This is a genomic window from Neorhodopirellula pilleata (genome assembly GCF_007859915.1).
In the GTDB taxonomy this organism is placed as follows: Bacteria; Planctomycetota; Planctomycetia; order Pirellulales; family Pirellulaceae; genus Rhodopirellula; species Rhodopirellula pilleata.
The window spans coordinates 877,613-892,539 of sequence record NZ_SJPM01000001.1 but is presented as its reverse complement, the minus strand read 5'-3'; the positions used below and the strand labels follow the sequence as shown (position 1 = coordinate 892,539).

At 54.9% G+C, this 14,927-nt stretch carries 14 protein-coding genes; 4 read left to right on the top strand and 10 right to left on the bottom strand.

Annotated features, from left to right (window positions below):
- Window positions 1-9: 9 nt before the first annotated feature.
- Complete coding sequence (locus tag Pla100_RS02990; protein ID WP_146576151.1) at window positions 10-1,005, top strand: sugar phosphate isomerase/epimerase family protein; 996 nt, start codon at window positions 10-12, stop codon at window positions 1,003-1,005.
- Here Pla100_RS02990 and Pla100_RS02985 read toward each other — a convergent pair.
- Window positions 969-2,696, bottom strand: coding sequence for a GGDEF domain-containing protein (locus tag Pla100_RS02985; protein ID WP_146576150.1), 1,728 nt, complete (start codon window positions 2,694-2,696; stop codon window positions 969-971). The two genes, Pla100_RS02990 and Pla100_RS02985, sit on opposite strands and share 37 nt — an antisense overlap.
- Window positions 2,697-3,000: 304 nt before the next feature.
- Here Pla100_RS02985 and Pla100_RS31465 point away from each other — a divergent pair, with 304 nt between their 5' ends.
- Complete coding sequence (locus Pla100_RS31465) at window positions 3,001-3,348, top strand: BON domain-containing protein (RefSeq protein WP_231602612.1); 348 nt, start codon at window positions 3,001-3,003, stop codon at window positions 3,346-3,348.
- Between the two features lie 50 nt (window positions 3,349-3,398).
- Here Pla100_RS31465 and Pla100_RS02975 read toward each other — a convergent pair whose 3' ends face one another.
- Entirely contained in the window at window positions 3,399-4,259 is an 861-nt protein-coding gene (locus tag Pla100_RS02975) for a 3-keto-disaccharide hydrolase (RefSeq protein ID WP_146576149.1), read from the bottom strand.
- 150 nt (window positions 4,260-4,409) lie between these two features.
- Here Pla100_RS02975 and Pla100_RS02970 point away from each other — a divergent pair, with 150 nt between their 5' ends.
- Window positions 4,410-5,357: a methyltransferase domain-containing protein gene (locus Pla100_RS02970; protein WP_146576148.1), complete on the top strand. Its 948-nt coding sequence runs from the start codon at window positions 4,410-4,412 to the stop codon at window positions 5,355-5,357.
- Here Pla100_RS02970 and Pla100_RS02965 read toward each other — a convergent pair.
- Together Pla100_RS02965 and Pla100_RS02960 are read right to left on the bottom strand one after the other, a co-directional pair.
- Window positions 5,349-5,552 (bottom strand): zinc ribbon domain-containing protein, encoded by a 204-nt coding sequence (locus Pla100_RS02965; protein WP_231602732.1) that lies wholly within the window; start codon window positions 5,550-5,552, stop codon window positions 5,349-5,351. The genes Pla100_RS02970 and Pla100_RS02965 overlap by 9 nt on opposite strands.
- On the bottom strand, window positions 5,552-6,217 hold the full coding sequence (locus Pla100_RS02960) for a CAP domain-containing protein (protein WP_231602611.1): 666 nt from the start codon (window positions 6,215-6,217) through the stop codon (window positions 5,552-5,554). The genes Pla100_RS02965 and Pla100_RS02960 overlap by 1 nt, the downstream gene beginning before the upstream one ends.
- A gap of 207 nt (window positions 6,218-6,424) precedes the next feature.
- Here Pla100_RS02960 and Pla100_RS02955 point away from each other — a divergent pair, with 207 nt between their 5' ends.
- On the top strand, window positions 6,425-6,925 hold the full coding sequence (locus tag Pla100_RS02955; protein WP_146576145.1) for a DUF3140 domain-containing protein: 501 nt from the start codon (window positions 6,425-6,427) through the stop codon (window positions 6,923-6,925).
- Window positions 6,926-7,061: 136 nt separating this feature from the next.
- Here Pla100_RS02955 and Pla100_RS02950 read toward each other — a convergent pair whose 3' ends face one another.
- The 6 genes from Pla100_RS02950 to Pla100_RS02925 all read right to left on the bottom strand — a co-directional run bounded on the left by Pla100_RS02950 (window position 7,062) and on the right by Pla100_RS02925 (window position 14,824).
- Window positions 7,062-7,922, bottom strand: a complete 861-nt coding sequence (locus Pla100_RS02950) for an SPFH domain-containing protein (protein ID WP_146576144.1) — start codon at window positions 7,920-7,922, stop codon at window positions 7,062-7,064.
- A 166-nt stretch (window positions 7,923-8,088) separates the two neighbouring features.
- Window positions 8,089-9,129, bottom strand: coding sequence for an SPFH domain-containing protein (locus Pla100_RS02945; protein ID WP_231602609.1), 1,041 nt, complete (start codon window positions 9,127-9,129; stop codon window positions 8,089-8,091).
- 132 nt (window positions 9,130-9,261) lie between these two features.
- Window positions 9,262-10,572, bottom strand: coding sequence for an HTTM domain-containing protein (locus tag Pla100_RS02940; protein WP_146576143.1), 1,311 nt, complete (start codon window positions 10,570-10,572; stop codon window positions 9,262-9,264).
- Between the two features lie 5 nt (window positions 10,573-10,577).
- Complete coding sequence (locus tag Pla100_RS02935) at window positions 10,578-11,459, bottom strand: hypothetical protein (RefSeq protein WP_231602608.1); 882 nt, start codon at window positions 11,457-11,459, stop codon at window positions 10,578-10,580.
- Between the two features lie 132 nt (window positions 11,460-11,591).
- Window positions 11,592-12,077, bottom strand: coding sequence for an acyltransferase (locus Pla100_RS02930; protein ID WP_146576142.1), 486 nt, complete (start codon window positions 12,075-12,077; stop codon window positions 11,592-11,594).
- A 299-nt stretch (window positions 12,078-12,376) separates the two neighbouring features.
- The gene (locus tag Pla100_RS02925; RefSeq protein ID WP_146576141.1) at window positions 12,377-14,824 is read right to left on the bottom strand and encodes a TolC family protein; all 2,448 of its coding nucleotides are present in this window, start codon (window positions 14,822-14,824) and stop codon (window positions 12,377-12,379) included.
- Window positions 14,825-14,927: the final 103 nt, after the last annotated feature.

Below are 14,927 nucleotides of genomic sequence, written 5' to 3'. Positions count from 1 at the left end.
GAGCCTATCATGTCCTTCACCCTTGATCGTCGTCACCTTTTTGGTTTCCTCGCTTCCACTCCTTGGCTCATGCCGACTTCAGTGCAAACAATGGTAACCGCATCCGAACCTCGGCGAGCCGATGTCGTCTCGCGTCCTCCGATCTCGCTCAACACGAGCACGATCCGTGGCCAGAAACTATCTGTACCCGATCAAATTAGGGTCGCCGCCGAGGCCGGATATGACGGAATCGAACCCTGGATCCGTGACCTGCGTCAATTTGTTGACGGCGGCGGCCGATTGAGCGATTTGAAAAAACAGCTCGACGATTCCGGTCTGGCCTTGTCCGGGGCGATCGGATTCGCTCAGTGGATCGTCAGCGATCCTGGACAACGTCAAGCCGGATTGGACGAAGCGCGTCGCGATATGGAGATGGTCCGTGAACTCGGCGGGCATCAAATGGCCGCTCCGCCGATCGGTGCCCACAACGCCGACGCGTTGGCCAAGCAAGGCGATTTGGACCTCAAGACGATCGCCGGTCGGTACCGCGATCTGCTGGTCATCGGCGAACAGATCGGTGTCACGCCGTTGCTCGAACTTTGGGGATTCTCGCCGACGCTCAGCCGGCTCAGCGAACTGGTTTACGTTTCCACCGAAGCCGCCCATCCCGCTGCCGCCTTATTGCCGGATTTCTATCACATTTATAAAGGCGGCAACGACATGACCGGGTTGGCGATGATCGAAGCGTCCCGGATGCCGCTGTTTCATATCAACGACTACCCCGCCCAACCTTCGATCGCCGAGATCGGCGACAAAGACCGGGTGTTCCCCGGCGACGGCGTGTGTCCGCTCGTCGAAACGATCGCGATGCTACTCAAACATGGCTTCGTCGGCACGTTCTCGCTCGAGCTATTCAATCCGATTTACTGGGAACGACCCGCCGCCGATGTCGCCGCCGAAGGTTATCAGAAATCCAAGGCGGTCATCGATCAGGCCATGGATTCCAGCATGGCTTCGCGTACATAAATCGGCATCGCGCCGGCCGGTTGACGAGCAGCCAACAACGCGACCGCTCTTGATTGAACGATCGCTTCCCGGATTTGGTTGGCATCGGGTAGCCCTGACGAACCTGAGTGCTTCCGCGCAGAAACCGACAATTCGTCCAGAAAATCCAAACGATTGATCCCAATCGACAGACGCTCGGACTGTTGCTCGCGATCGATCGATGCCAATTGAACCCCGATCGAACCGGCGGACAGACAAATCTGTTCGGCTCGTTGATTCACGTCAGCTTCGTCGCATTCGGGTAAATGAATCAACAGGGTATTGTGGTTGATGCAACCGATTCTATCTTGACTTCGCATCGCGGCACGAACGAGTTGCAACAATGATCGCATCAATGCGCCCGATGGATTTCCCGATAACTGAATCGCCACAAAATAATGCGGCCGATTCGTCAAACGCCGGGTTTGAAGCGTGCTCAACACGCCTTCGATAAGCGTTTCTTGATCGGGCAAGTATCCCAGCGTTTTCGGGCGTTCGGTTGACTCGGTTGAATCCAGTGTAAGCATCAAGGATCTTAACGGATCGTGATGATCCACCGATTCATCGACATTGGCCGGTTGCCATTTGGTTGCGAGGGTCGCGACCGATCCGTCGACGACCGACCGGTTCGCCGTCGCGACGCCGGAACCGGACGCCCCGTTTGCCTGAAGCGAATGTTCTGGCATTGTTCCCGCGAGCGCCGGTGATGGCGATGCAACTCGAATGATTCGATCTGCTGATACGTAATGGCTGCAGTTGCGTCCGCATTCTTTGGAGCGGTACAACGCATCATCGACTTTCTGTACCCATTCGCCCAGCGTTTGATCAGGCTGCAGCTCGCCGATGCCGACGCTCAAACTGACCTTCAATCGCTTTTCTTCGAACTGAATTTCCCGGGTACTGACGGAGATTCGCGTTTGCTCGACGAGTTGCAGAATTTCATCGAAGTCACCGGGCGTGTTCAAGCTTTCTGGCTCGATCAACATGGCGAATTCTTCGCCTCCGAATCGTGCGACGGTGCCATACGGTTCCAACCTCGCTTCAAGTCCTCGGGCGACTTGCCGAAGCACTTCATCGCCGGCGCGGTGCCCGTGTTCGTCATTAAACCGCTTGAAATGATCGATATCCGCCAGAACCAAGACACCGGCTTGCGATGGGCCTAAGGCGAACCGTTTACCGATGCGTTGATCGAACTCGCCGCGGTTGGTGACCCCCGTCAATGCGTCCGTTTGGGCTCGCTGCTCAGCGGACTGTAACTGCTTGGACTGCTCTCGCAATCGTTCTTGCGACTCTTGGAGCTGTTGGCGCATCGACGCATTGGCCGACAAAAGTTGTTCGACCGCCTCAAGAATTCCGGGCGGTGCCTGAGTTAAGTCGGTACCGCTGAGCGTAGAACTGACCGCTTCCAATTTGGTCTGGTGCGTGTCGATCGAGGCCGCAATCGTGGCGGCAAAACTTCGTATGCGATCGGCAACCGCCGTGACCTGTTCCGGTGCCAGAGCGGTGGCAACCGAGTCAACCACTGACGTCGCTTCAACGTTCGATGATTCCGGGGCCGGTGCCGAAACAGCGGGACTGGACAAAACGCCAGCACGATAAAGTGCGTGAGCGACCCAGCCCAAGCATAAACCGGTCGACACGAAACTCACGGCAATGACAAAATCAAATAGCACGATGCCCTCAGCCTCGATTCCCTATTCTTGTTCGGCGCAATGCTCCGGCATTGCACGCACGGAAACATCTACGCCACGGGGGCGCGAAGTCAAACAGTTTGACCAGCAACGGCAGATAAGGGTCCCGAATTTGCATGTAAACGCCGATCGGTTCCTCCTAAAGTCGCTGTCTTTCCTAATTTAAGGGGCGAGCTGAGCGGTATTTCAAAAAATGCGAATTTTGATCTGGCTCAGCCTCGCTTTATCGGAAACATTTAAGCGAACAAGGCTTCTCGGTTATCGCTCCCGCAAGGATTGGGTATTTATGTCTTCCCTTACGTCGTCTCCCCATTCGCTGTCGCACGATCAGACCGATCTTGGTCATTGCGAAACCATTTTGCTCCGTCAGCCGCAGAATGAACTAAGCGAGCAACTTCTCCGCGTTGATTCCGCCATTCATTCCGTCGAGACGATGAAACAGGAATCCGCCCTGGCGGTTCTGGCGACCAATTCAGTTGCCGAGTTGCGGTTCTTGCGAGTCGATGAGAATGACGATGAAATTCATTTGTCCGGTCATGTTCGCAGCTTCTACCACAAACAACTCGCTCAAGAAGCGGTGCGGCCGATCGCCGAAGGCCGCCGTGTGATCAATCGCGTCACCGTCGCTGGCTAAGCAACCAGCCGCGATTTTCCTTTGCCTTTACCGAAGTGGTGCGACTCCGGTTACGGATTCGGGCTATCCGATTCGGATTTCTTAGGCGACTTCTTTTCTGACTTGGCCGGCTTCTTTTGTTCGGGCCGAGTCAAAGTGGTGGCGGGCTGTGATTGTTCACCGGTCAACTCTCGGATCGGACGGACCCAAATATTTCGAAACCGGACAGGGTTGTTGTGGTCTTGGATCGAGATTGGACCGGTCGGCTTGTGTGCTTTGTACTGCGGAGGACGGTTGAAGGGCGTGTCACCTTTTAATTCGAAGTGGTTTTGAATCACGACGCCATTGTGGATCGCGGTGATATAGGCCGGTGAGGTCAGTTCCCCTTGATCGTCAAACTTCGGTGCAGTCCAGATGATATCGTAAGTATTCCACTGGCCGGGCTTTCGCATGGCATTCACCATGGGCGGGTGTTGTTTGTAGATCGCACCTGCCTGGCCATCGACATACGTTGTGTTTTCGTACGAATCGAGGACTTGCAACTCGTAGATCCCCATCATGAAGATACCACTGTTGCCCCGGCCTTGGCCTTCGCCAACGGCGGGCACTGGGGCGGACCACTCGACGTGGATTTGGCAATCGCCGAATTCCTGCTTGCTCGTGATTGGGCCTTTACCGGCGATCAGAATGTCGCCGTCGGTCGTCCAACGCTCGCCATTTTTCCAATTGGCGGTATCACTGGACTTGCCGAACAGAACGACCGCGTCCGAGGGTGGTGCGTCGTCGGTCTCGCCCGGATCCACGATCGGTGGCGTCTCCCACTGGATGCCAGTGATATACTCCTCGGCGGAGGCGATGAGATAGGACGAAAATGACAAGAGTGCAAGTCCCGCGAGGGTGGCAGTGATCGTCAGTGGCCTAAGTCGTGTCATGGTGAGGGTTCTCGGTAAGCGGAAAGTAAATAAACGGAGCCGACTATTTTAGTCAGATCGGACTCTTCACGTGAGGCGTTGTTTGAAACGGATTCAATGAAACGTCCTTGGGCTTGCTGTCGCGACGGCAGATTTCTTAACGTCCATCGAATGAACACTTCCATCACCGCGGCCAGAACCGCCCCACCCGATCGAAATGCCTGTTCCCAATCGGACGAGCAAATGCTCGGCCAATACATCCCGCTGTTGTATCACTACAACATGCTCCAGGATGAAGATCGCGTAAACGCTTTCGCGCGGGCCATCGAACGAATCGTCCGTCCGGCGATGAATGTCGTCGAACTTGGGGGTGGGACGGGAATCTTGTCGTCACTTGCCGCCCGTCGAGGTGCTCAGGTGATCTGCGTTGAGCGGAATCCTCAGCTTTTCAACATTGCCGATCAATTAATCCGACGCAACGGTTTGCAAGATTCGGTGACCGTGGTCCATGCAGACGCGACGCGGTTTGTCCCCGAAAAACCTGTTGGCGCCGTCATTTGCGAGATGCTGCACGTCGGATTGCTCCGTGAGCGACAAGCCAGCGTGATTGCGGCATTCAAACGAAATCACCGACGACGGTTTCCGAAATCTCCCCTACCGATTTTCATTCCCGAAGCAACGGTTCTGATGATCCAGTTGGTCGAGCAGTCATTCAACTTTGCGGGCTACGAGGCTCCGGTGCCGATGTTCCAAGCTCCGCGTTCGATTCAGCCACGAACGATCGAACTTTCTGAATTAATCCCCTACGCCAACTTCGGCTACGCGCATACCATCCCCCAATGTTTCAAGTTTGATGAGGAGTTGACCACGCGACAGGATGGTTATCTCAACGCGGTTCGCCTGTTAACGCAGAACGTTCTGGCGATCGACGAGGTTAATGAAGAAGCGATCACATGGGCAAACCAACATCTCGTTCTACCGCTCCAGACACCCCTTGAAGTGGCATCAGGGCAGACGGTGCGAGTCTGTTTCAACTATACCGAAGGTTCATCAGTGGAGACCTTCGAAGAGTCATTGAGGGTCTCTTCGAACTCATCGCCTTTTCAGACGTCAAATTGAGGGAGGATTCTCACCTTTCCGTTCAGTTTCCCCCGGATATTGAACCGGAGGATTTCGAGTCGGGGTGATTCCTCCTGGATGTTCGACATAAATTTTCTCACCGCAGCGAGGACATGCCACGGCCCGGTCGTCGACCTCGTTGCCGCATTGAGGGCATTTCACGTGATTCAACGGTGCATCTTGTTCGGAAGGCATCATTCGCTCGGTCGATCGGACGTTTGCTTCGCCAGCACGGGACCGTTTTCAATCGTATAGGATTCACTTTCATTGACGTTCACGGTTTTCTCGGACCCGGCTAATTCGATCGTTGTTGGGAAGCAACGTCGCATTTTGAACGTCATGCGAGGTTGCAAGGCGAATTCGTCACGGTTGCCATTCGATTCGGTGACGAGTGTGACGGTCTGATCGGAAAGGTTTGCGATCTCAATCTCGATCGAGCGTGTTTCAGGACGCCCAAACAATTGCACTGCATAGAAAGTGTCACCGTCGTCGGTCGCAACTGCGACGCCTGTTTCGGTCACATACTGGGCGAGCATGTTCTCGCGATGTCCCGGCGAATCGATCCAACCCTTCACGAATAGTTCAGTCAACGATGCTCGTGTCGGTTCGCCTGTGTTGGTTCGGTAGGCGATGTTTTCGCGGACGACACAATAGTCATACCCGGCCGCTTCGGCTCGCGCCGCAGGTGTGCTGCCATCAGCGTTGTGGCCATAGCGGTCGGTCTCCGCCATGTACTTAGCAAATTTAGCCGCCGCCTTGGTCAGATCAGGAGCCTCCGAAAGCGACTCCAAATCATTCTTGGCACGAAAGTCGTTCGTTCGAGCAATGATCTCGCTCGAGACCGCTTTCAGACGTCGCATCTCGTCACTGTTTGAAATTGGAGCGTCAACACTCGGAGTCGTTCGGGTCTTCTCCGGAGTATCGGCTGAAGAGTCACTGCCGAACAAACCCACGTGCAATAGGGCGATTGAGATGGAACAGATTTGAAAAATGGATCGGCACATTAAGAGGTATCCAGTCAATGTAGGCGGGATTGGCGTCATAAGATCGTCGAATGCGAACCATGGATGAGATGGATCGAAATCGATGAATATCAAAGTTGCGAGAGCGAATCTTGTGCCGTGGGGTCGATCGGTCGGCATGGCTTTTGCCGACAACGCTCTTCATTGAACAATCCATTCCCTTGTGTTGTCTCGTTTCAATGCCGAGGTGCCACCGTGAGCGAAACCGTGACCGAAGAACAGCAATCCACTTATGAAGCCTTTTATGATCTCGTGAACATGCAGCCGAAAGAACTCGAGGAATGGCTCGATACAGAGCAGTCTAAATCGGTCGGTGCGAAGGACGCGGCGTCAAGCGAATCGACCGGTCATCATTCGGGACGACGAATCGTCGAGATCAAACGCACCAAGAAAGCGGATCTGTCCGACGACGATTTCTCGCACATGAAAAAAGTGGTGGGCTACATCAAGAGACATACCGCCCAGCGTCCTGACGGCGATATTGATGAGCGGCCATGGTCCTACTCATTGAAAAATTGGGGACACGATCCGACACGAGCCGAATGACGAGTTCCTTGGATCAACACGGCATTAGCTGATATTAGAGCCTATCCGAAAAGGGGTCTGACCCTCTCCGGCGATACCAAAAATGCAACCAAAATCGACTCGCCTCCAAAGGGTCAGACCCCTTTTCGGATAGGCTCTAACCGATCTGATAAAGCATATTGCCGCTATCGGGCAGCACATCGATCGACGCTCCCGACTCCAACAGGCTGTTGATTTCCATTACCTCCAAGACTGTGCTGAGCACCTCCGGGTCCTGCTTGCCGATCTCGTTGAGTTTACGGCCGACGATCTGGGGGCGGGCTGCGGCGGCTTCGGCCATTTTTTGGGAAACCTTGAACGCCGTTTCACTTTTGATCAAACCGACGCGGTTCTCACCGTCTTGCTTCATCGCGCTGGTCACTTGGACAAGTCGTTTGACGACCTTCTCGGTGATGTTGTCGACCATCTGCTGATCGGTGAACTCAACCTTGCGGATGTAGACCGAACCAAGCCGGTAGCCCCACTTTTCGGACAATGGCGAGACCGCTTTGCGAACCGTCCGAGAAAGACTGTGACGGTCCTCGAGCATCTTTTCCATCTCGAGATTGCTGAGCGTCGAGATCGTCGAACTGGTCACGTTGGCTTGTAAAGATCCGTCTGGGTTGGCGTTAGTGAACAGGTAAGCGATCGGTTCTTGGACTTGCATTTCGTACCAAATCCCAACCCCCATCGGCGTGCCTTCTTCGGAATTGACCATCTGGCCACGAAGATAATGTTGTCGCAAGGCGGTGTTGACGACGTAACGTTTGCCAAAAAACGGGATCAACATCGCACGCGGCCCGAAGGACGAGATCGGCAAATGCAAACCGGGCCGCTCGAGAGTTCCGATGACTTTGCCGAACAAGGTGAAGACTTGCGCCTCGCACTCTTGGACGCAAGTGTAAATGCCGAAGGCACGACAAACGGCCAGCAGCAACGGAATCGACATGAAACCGGCGATGAACAAAGCGATGGACATGATGAACTCGTCGATGAATGAGATAAGGTGTTTTTTAGATCAAGTAAGCTGGGTCGCAGCGAAAGCGGAGACCCGGCACGAGCATAGTAACCATGTTTTTTGCTGAGACCGCTGCCGGGTGTTGGTCGTCAAAGTCCTCTTCCACCGAGCCTACGGCCAATTGCCACTACGTCTTTTTCGCTTCCATCATGACGACTCGAGCGGCTTTACCGTACAAAGGCACCCGAGCATTGCGGAGGTAGGCTTTGAGACATTCCGAACCACCTTCTTTTTTGATCGACGACAACGTGCCCGCTAGTTCTTGAAGCGGCGCGACTTCGGCTTGCGCATTGTTAGTGGCGATCTCGACCGCGCGGGCGCTCATCGTGATCTGCTGTTCGGCATCGGCTCGCGCCGTGCTGATGTCAGCGGCGACCTGGTTGCGTGTGCTATTGATTGCCGACAACGCTCGATCGACTTCCGGCGGAGGATCGATTTCGGTGATCAATGCAGCATCGAGTTCGATCCCGTAGCGCCCCGTCGTTGAACGGCATTGCTCTTCCATGTATTGGTTCAGCAACGGCAAATTCTTGCGAAGATCGTTGATCGAGACGCCTTCGGATAGTTCGACGGCACTGCCTTTGCCCATGTGGTTACCACCGGACGCACTGTCGGTTTCTCCGTCACGAGGTAAGTCGTCTTCGCTTAACAGACTTTGGCCTTTGGGATCAACGAAGTTTGCGATCCGTTCTCGGAGGACCGAAACGAAGTAGCCCATCACGTGTTCGAGCGGTCGGCTGACACCGAACAGGTAAGGGTAAAGATTATTCTCGCTGATCCGGTAGCGGATTTGTCCGTTCACGCCAGTGGTCAAGTTGTCTTTCGTGACCGCTTCGATCGTGTCCTGATGCTTGGAAGGATCCCAAGAAATGTCGACGGACTGAGTCGCGACGCTGACCTTGTAAACGTCTTCCCAAGGCAACTTGAAGTAAGGTCCACCCGGACCGATCACGCGTACTTGCGGGTATTGATATCGCTTGCGTTCGTCTTCGGACAAGGACGGATCGATCGGCAATGCGATATCCGGTGACTCAGCCATCATCGGTAACCGTTCGGCCGCGCCGAAACGTGTTTTCACGGCCCGTTGATCCGGCGAAACGGTGTACAAACACCCTGGCAGAATCTTGATGGCCGCATAGACCATTATTCCAATCAGAAACCAAATCATCGCGAATCTCCCATCGAGCAATCTCCCGCGTGTCGGAAACCTTCCACGTGTCGCAAAAAAAGCACCCACGTGTGGGGGACGTTTGGGGAAACTATATCGACCGAGGACGGCCGCTGACAAGGTAGGCAGACCTTACTCCAATAAATCCCGGTCGGAGAGGTTCATGTCGATGGCCGAACCCTCTTCATCCGGATCATGGTCCAAGTGCAAGCCGGACTCGGAACCGAGTTGGTCGAGATGACTGTCGTTGATACTCAGTGTCCCGTCTTGGAGCTTTTGGCGTAGCTTGGCTTTGGTTGCCTTCAATCGCTCGTCGCGTTCTTGGACCTTCGCTTCGCGTTTCTTCAACTTGACGTAACGTTTCTTGAACGCGGTTTCTGCCTTTTCTAATTCGTCCAAGCGTTTGTGCAGATCCGAATGATTGGCCGTCGACTTTGGTGACGTTGGCATCGCGATTTCGGCATCATGCGGCGGAGAAAAGCCACGCAGTCGGCGAAACAACCAAGGGCTCAAGAAAATTCCGTTGGCGGCGATCATCATCGTGCCAAAGGTCATCATTCCCAAGAATAGTGCAATGCCACCGTGAACCGCGACGGCCAAACCGAGCGTGATCGGCCGAGTCAATTTCGGCCAAATCAAGGCGCAATAAAATACCTCCCACATCAACGTCAGGTGTGTCAATGCGGTGAACACCGACGGATAGTCCGACAAGAACGTCACATCCCAGGACTGATATTCATAATTTCCGACCGCAAACCAAAGCGCCGTCCCGTCCCACCAAAGTTGTCCGCGGGCTTTGGCCAAGCCACCAAACAAATAAATCACACACAGATGCAACTGTAACAATCGGGTTGCCACGTTCGCCGAAACGCTCGGTTGATCGTTCGGGAACAGCCAGTTCTTCCATCGGCCCGATGATTCCGCCCCATCATCGACTCGGCGTTCTCTTATCCACGCGTCGATTGAAAAGACGGCTCCGCAAGGCGTCCACGCCAAATACATGGCACAGTAGGTGACGATTTGATCGAGTCCGAAGAGGCTGCCGATCAATCGATGGATCACCATCAGCTGCAAGAACCAAGCCAGCGGGCCGGTGATTCGCGTCAAGAATCCCACCATGAATGCGGCCGAGACGGCGATCGCGATACAGTGGTGAACCCATACGACCGCATTGCTATCGATGTTCCATAAGTACGACCAAGCGGACGTGCCTTCGCCGAAGCTGCCGTCGTGGAGTGCCGCAGCGGTTTCGTTATTGATCCAAGCGTCGGGGCCGATGAAGGATTCCAAATCCGTCGCCAGTACGACATGCGAATACAACAACATGGCCCCGGTGAGGATGCGGAGCACTGCCAATGTTTCGACGTGCCGAGGAGTGAACCAAAAGCGGTCCCACGTTTGGACGGCATCGGCAAACCAGTTCCCGATCATTTTCTTGAACATGACGATCACGGTGCCGCCTCGCCATCGACAGTCGATTCGGTTTTGGCCTCGGTCGTCTCCGACTCATTCGTCAAGTTTTCTTTGGAATCTCTCGAATCGTTCGCCGCTTTTTCGTTCGATATTGGTTCCCCGGTTTTGGCAGGTTCGCCGGTCGGAGCGGGAACCGGTTCGGTGAATCCCGGCTGGGGAAGTGATTCCGGACGGCTGCCCAAAAGCGTTTCGAGCGTGATCGGGAAGTCTTCCAGTGTGATGTAGGAATCCGCCTCGTTCAGCGGCACATTGCGGGTTGTGAATCCGACGAAGTCCGGAATCAGATGCTCCACCCGATTGATTTTGACGACCTTGCCCGGGCCTCCTGCGATCCGCGAAACCGCATGTTTGGTCATCGATCCGACGATCGCTTCATATCGTTTGCGTCCCAACCGCCACTGACGAAGCTCCTCGGCCGGTAAGTCTGGGCCGACCAGAGAAGCCGCTTCGATCGGCAGGGCCGGTTGGTATGAATCGTTGAGAAACTCTGCCAACATGAAATGACGGTGGTACAACAGACGCGGCCACTGATCGTTCAGCGACGGAAAACGCCGAACTTCGGCCGGCGAACGGTTCGCATCCGCGTCTGTGCTGGCGGGATCATCGATCTCAACGGTAATCAGATGGCTGGGACCAGGATCAGGTGCAAAAAACGCATAGCCGCGATCCAAATAAAGCATCTGGCCATAACTTGCCAACGGATCGAGCAAGGTCGCCACCGACGGAGAGAGCCCCCGTGGGCCGCGGCTTTGGAATGCCATCGGAGGCGCGAACACCGCCGTTAAATGAGCCAAAATCGCAACGCTCAGAATCACCTTCCAACGTCGGCTCAACAAAGGGGGCGAAGATTCAGACACGGTCGGCCGGCGAAGAAAAACTCGAAGAAAGAGGACGTGCTCCAAAATACTTCCTGTTCGCCCGATGTATAGCCTTTCGTCGTCACGAGTTTCCGCTACGTCCAAACCTTGAAGTCAAATCGGGATCAGACGCTAGGATTCCTCGGCACGCAGGCTTCGCAGGTATTTCGCAGGGTTGCCGCAATAGACCCCCGGTTGGACGATATCCTTGGTCACGACCGCGCCTGCCCCGATCACGACATTGTCGCAAACAGAGACAGGCAGCAGGGTTGCATTGGAACCGATCGAAACGCGATTTCCGATCTTCGTCGGCTTCCAGTCAGCCGGATCGGAAGAAGCCCCACCGCCGCGAAACAAGTCGTTCACAAACATGACTCCGTGCCCGATAAAACAATCTTCGCCGACACTCACCAATTCACAGACAAAGCAGTGGGATTGCACGCGAGTCCGCGCCCCGATCTTCACCCCCCGTTGGATTTCCACAAACGGGCCGACGAATGCCCCGTCGCCGATCTCGCATTCGTACAGGTTGACCGGCTCGATCACCGTGACACTCGTTCCGAATTGAACGTCCCGGATCGAAGCGGAAATGATTCTTGGTTGGTGGTTGATACTCATCGCGTCTAACGTTTGTTTTGAAATCGTTTGTTTTGAAATGTAGCCAAGCCTTGTCGAAGTGGGAGCCTCATGGAAGGCGGTGTTCACATTCCACCTCACGAAATCAATCTGATTCTGCAGAAGAGATCGATCCAAGGATACCTCACGTTCAACGACGAAAAGCCCGAAGGGTTCACCGAAATGAACCGATCGAGCTAGTCGTGGGAGTGGTGTCGTGATCCAGAGCGCGTGTTCCGGCGACAACCACTCAAGCCTCCGCCCCTACACGGAAAGTCAAGTGTTTCTTGGTCGACGCCTTCTCATTGGCTGATCGGAATCCGGCGGACCGGTTCTGGTGCATATTCGTATGACGAGGGTTCGCCAGATCGTGTTTCGTACCCGGCGGGTGCGATCATGTTGGATCGTGCCGTACTGGATCGTGCCGTACTGGATCGTACTTCGGACGGTCGGATTTTTTCCGCCGATTGCCATCTTGATGGACCGCCCGTTGATGTTTGGTTAGGCATCGCGTCGGGTGTAGGCAATGGTGGTGCCGGTGTGGGCACCGATTCCAAACTCGGAGCGTTCATGGGACTGAGCAAGTCAGCAGGCTGGTCACCGAGTTCGAGCAGCGATTGATCGTCGACTTCGACCGGACTGCGGTACGGTTCCAAGTTCAACCCCAGCGGATCGTTGGGATCATTCAGGAACGTGTTATCGGGAATCATGGTTTCACCGTGAGTCATCGTGCCACTGCCGATGATATCGGCGGCCGACGCTGCGTCACGCAGCGGTCCGGTGCGGACGACACCCGGTCGGGTTACGCCATATTGCAGTTTGTGTCCGGCACTGCGTTCACGTGCTCGTTCTAACGCGTCCCAGTACGCCTTCTTGTTCCATGGACCTTCTCGCAAGACGATGTTGTTATTGGCAAGCATCGTGCCTTTGAGGTAATCGACGAAGTTCAATGATTTGTTGTATTCGGCCAAGGCTCGGTAGTAATCGATTTGAGCTTGAGCACGGCGTTGTTGACTTTGCAGCACCACGTTGACAGGACTACGACCGTTCTTGAATTCCGCCAAGCGGGCCTCGACTTCTTGCTCGGCCGCTTGCCAACGTTGGGCGTTGGTTTGAACGAGTTGGTAGTGGGTGGCAACCTTGGCGACCGCATCGGACAAACGGCTGACGAGCAATCGTTCTTTCTCTTGCAGGTTCGCCCGTTCGCGGGTCAAACGTAGTTTCGCACCACGAATCCGGGCAAGTTCACGTCGGGCACCGAAGGGTGCGGGAGTGACTTCCAAACGGATCGCACCTTCTTGGAAGTTGCCGCTGGTGAGTGCATCCAACGCACTACTACCCGGTTGGACCGGCGGAGCACTGCCACCGCTAGGAGGACCCAGCGTGTCGCCGACACCGACCCAACGATAGAGCAACGACAGATTGACTTCGGGAAGGATTTGATTCTTGGCCGAGATCAATTCCAAGTCTTGTTGCTTGATACGGGTTTTGGTTTGACGCAGTTCCGGCGACAAGTACAACGCTTGGGCAACCGATTCGTTCCAATCATGTTCGACACGAGCGATCGTCGGTTCGTCGATCGGACGGATCAAGCGTCCATCGGTCGGAGAAATACCAAGTAACTCACGCAAACGACGCTCGGCACCGTAAACACCTTGGCGGTCTTGACCGGGCAGGTTCGATCCGGCGATGGCCGATTCGAGCAAGCCGCGAAATTGATAGTACTGTTCAACCGCTTGGGCGAGTTCTTGACGTGTTCCGGTACCGTTTTCCAAAGCCAAGCGAGCGAACTGAGCCGTCGCGATCGCACTGTTGCGACCGATGATCGACGTGGCCACGTTGCGATAGGAAACATACAAATCCCAGTAAGCGACCTCAACATCACGAACCAAGTTGCGGATTTGAATTTCGTATTCGGCGATCGAGATGTCTTCGTTCAAACTCGCCAAGACAACCGGAATGCGGTTGACCAACGTGCCGCGGTTACGCAGCAACGGTTGCTGGACTTGCGCTTCGATCGTGACGGTGTAGTCGCTGGGAACTTGACGCAGGTTCGGCGCGATCTCTCCCAAGTTGTTGCGACCGTAAATCAATTGGTTCCGCAATGTCGCCACGCCACCGGTGGCCGTTCGCTTACTGATCGCTTGTTGAATATTGAAGTCGTCGCTTTGAGTGGCCGCAACAGGACTGTTGTTCGGTCGGTCGGTATTGGAGTAGTTCAAAAATCCGCTCGCTTGAGCGTCGAACTCGGATAACGCGTCTTCAACGCCACCGACTTGGTTGGCTCGCAAAACACCCCGAGGCAAAACTCGGTTGCCGTTGCCGTCGACGGTCAGCGGGACCGATTGAGTGGTCGACTGTTGAATCGCCACGTCATAGATGCTGCCGAATTGGTCGGCCGTTCCGCTGATGAATTGATCGGAAACGTTTTGTCGGGCCTCAGCGATGCCGCTGGTAGTGACAAAGAACTTGGCATTCGCTAGCGCGATCGAAACGGCTTCCTCGAGAGGAAGGTTCCAGAACTGATAGTCGTGATTGCCGATCGCTAACGGGCGCAGCGTCTGAGTCGTGTCGGGCAGACTCTCAACGTCGACATCGGGGTATTCGATCCCTGTCGCTGAATTGAGATAATACTCAAGGTCAGGCGATTCGTTGAGAAAGAATGGTTGAGTCGGTGCGCAACCGCAAGCGAACAAAATCGCGAGAGCGAGTTGTAGATATGCGGTATAGCGAAACAGCGAGCGATTCATGCCCTGGACTTCCCTTGCGTAGCGACCGCTCGTGAAACCCACCGACAAACCGCAACGCAGCGGCGTAGTGAATCCCCAAAACGGGCCGTTATTTGGAAAGCCC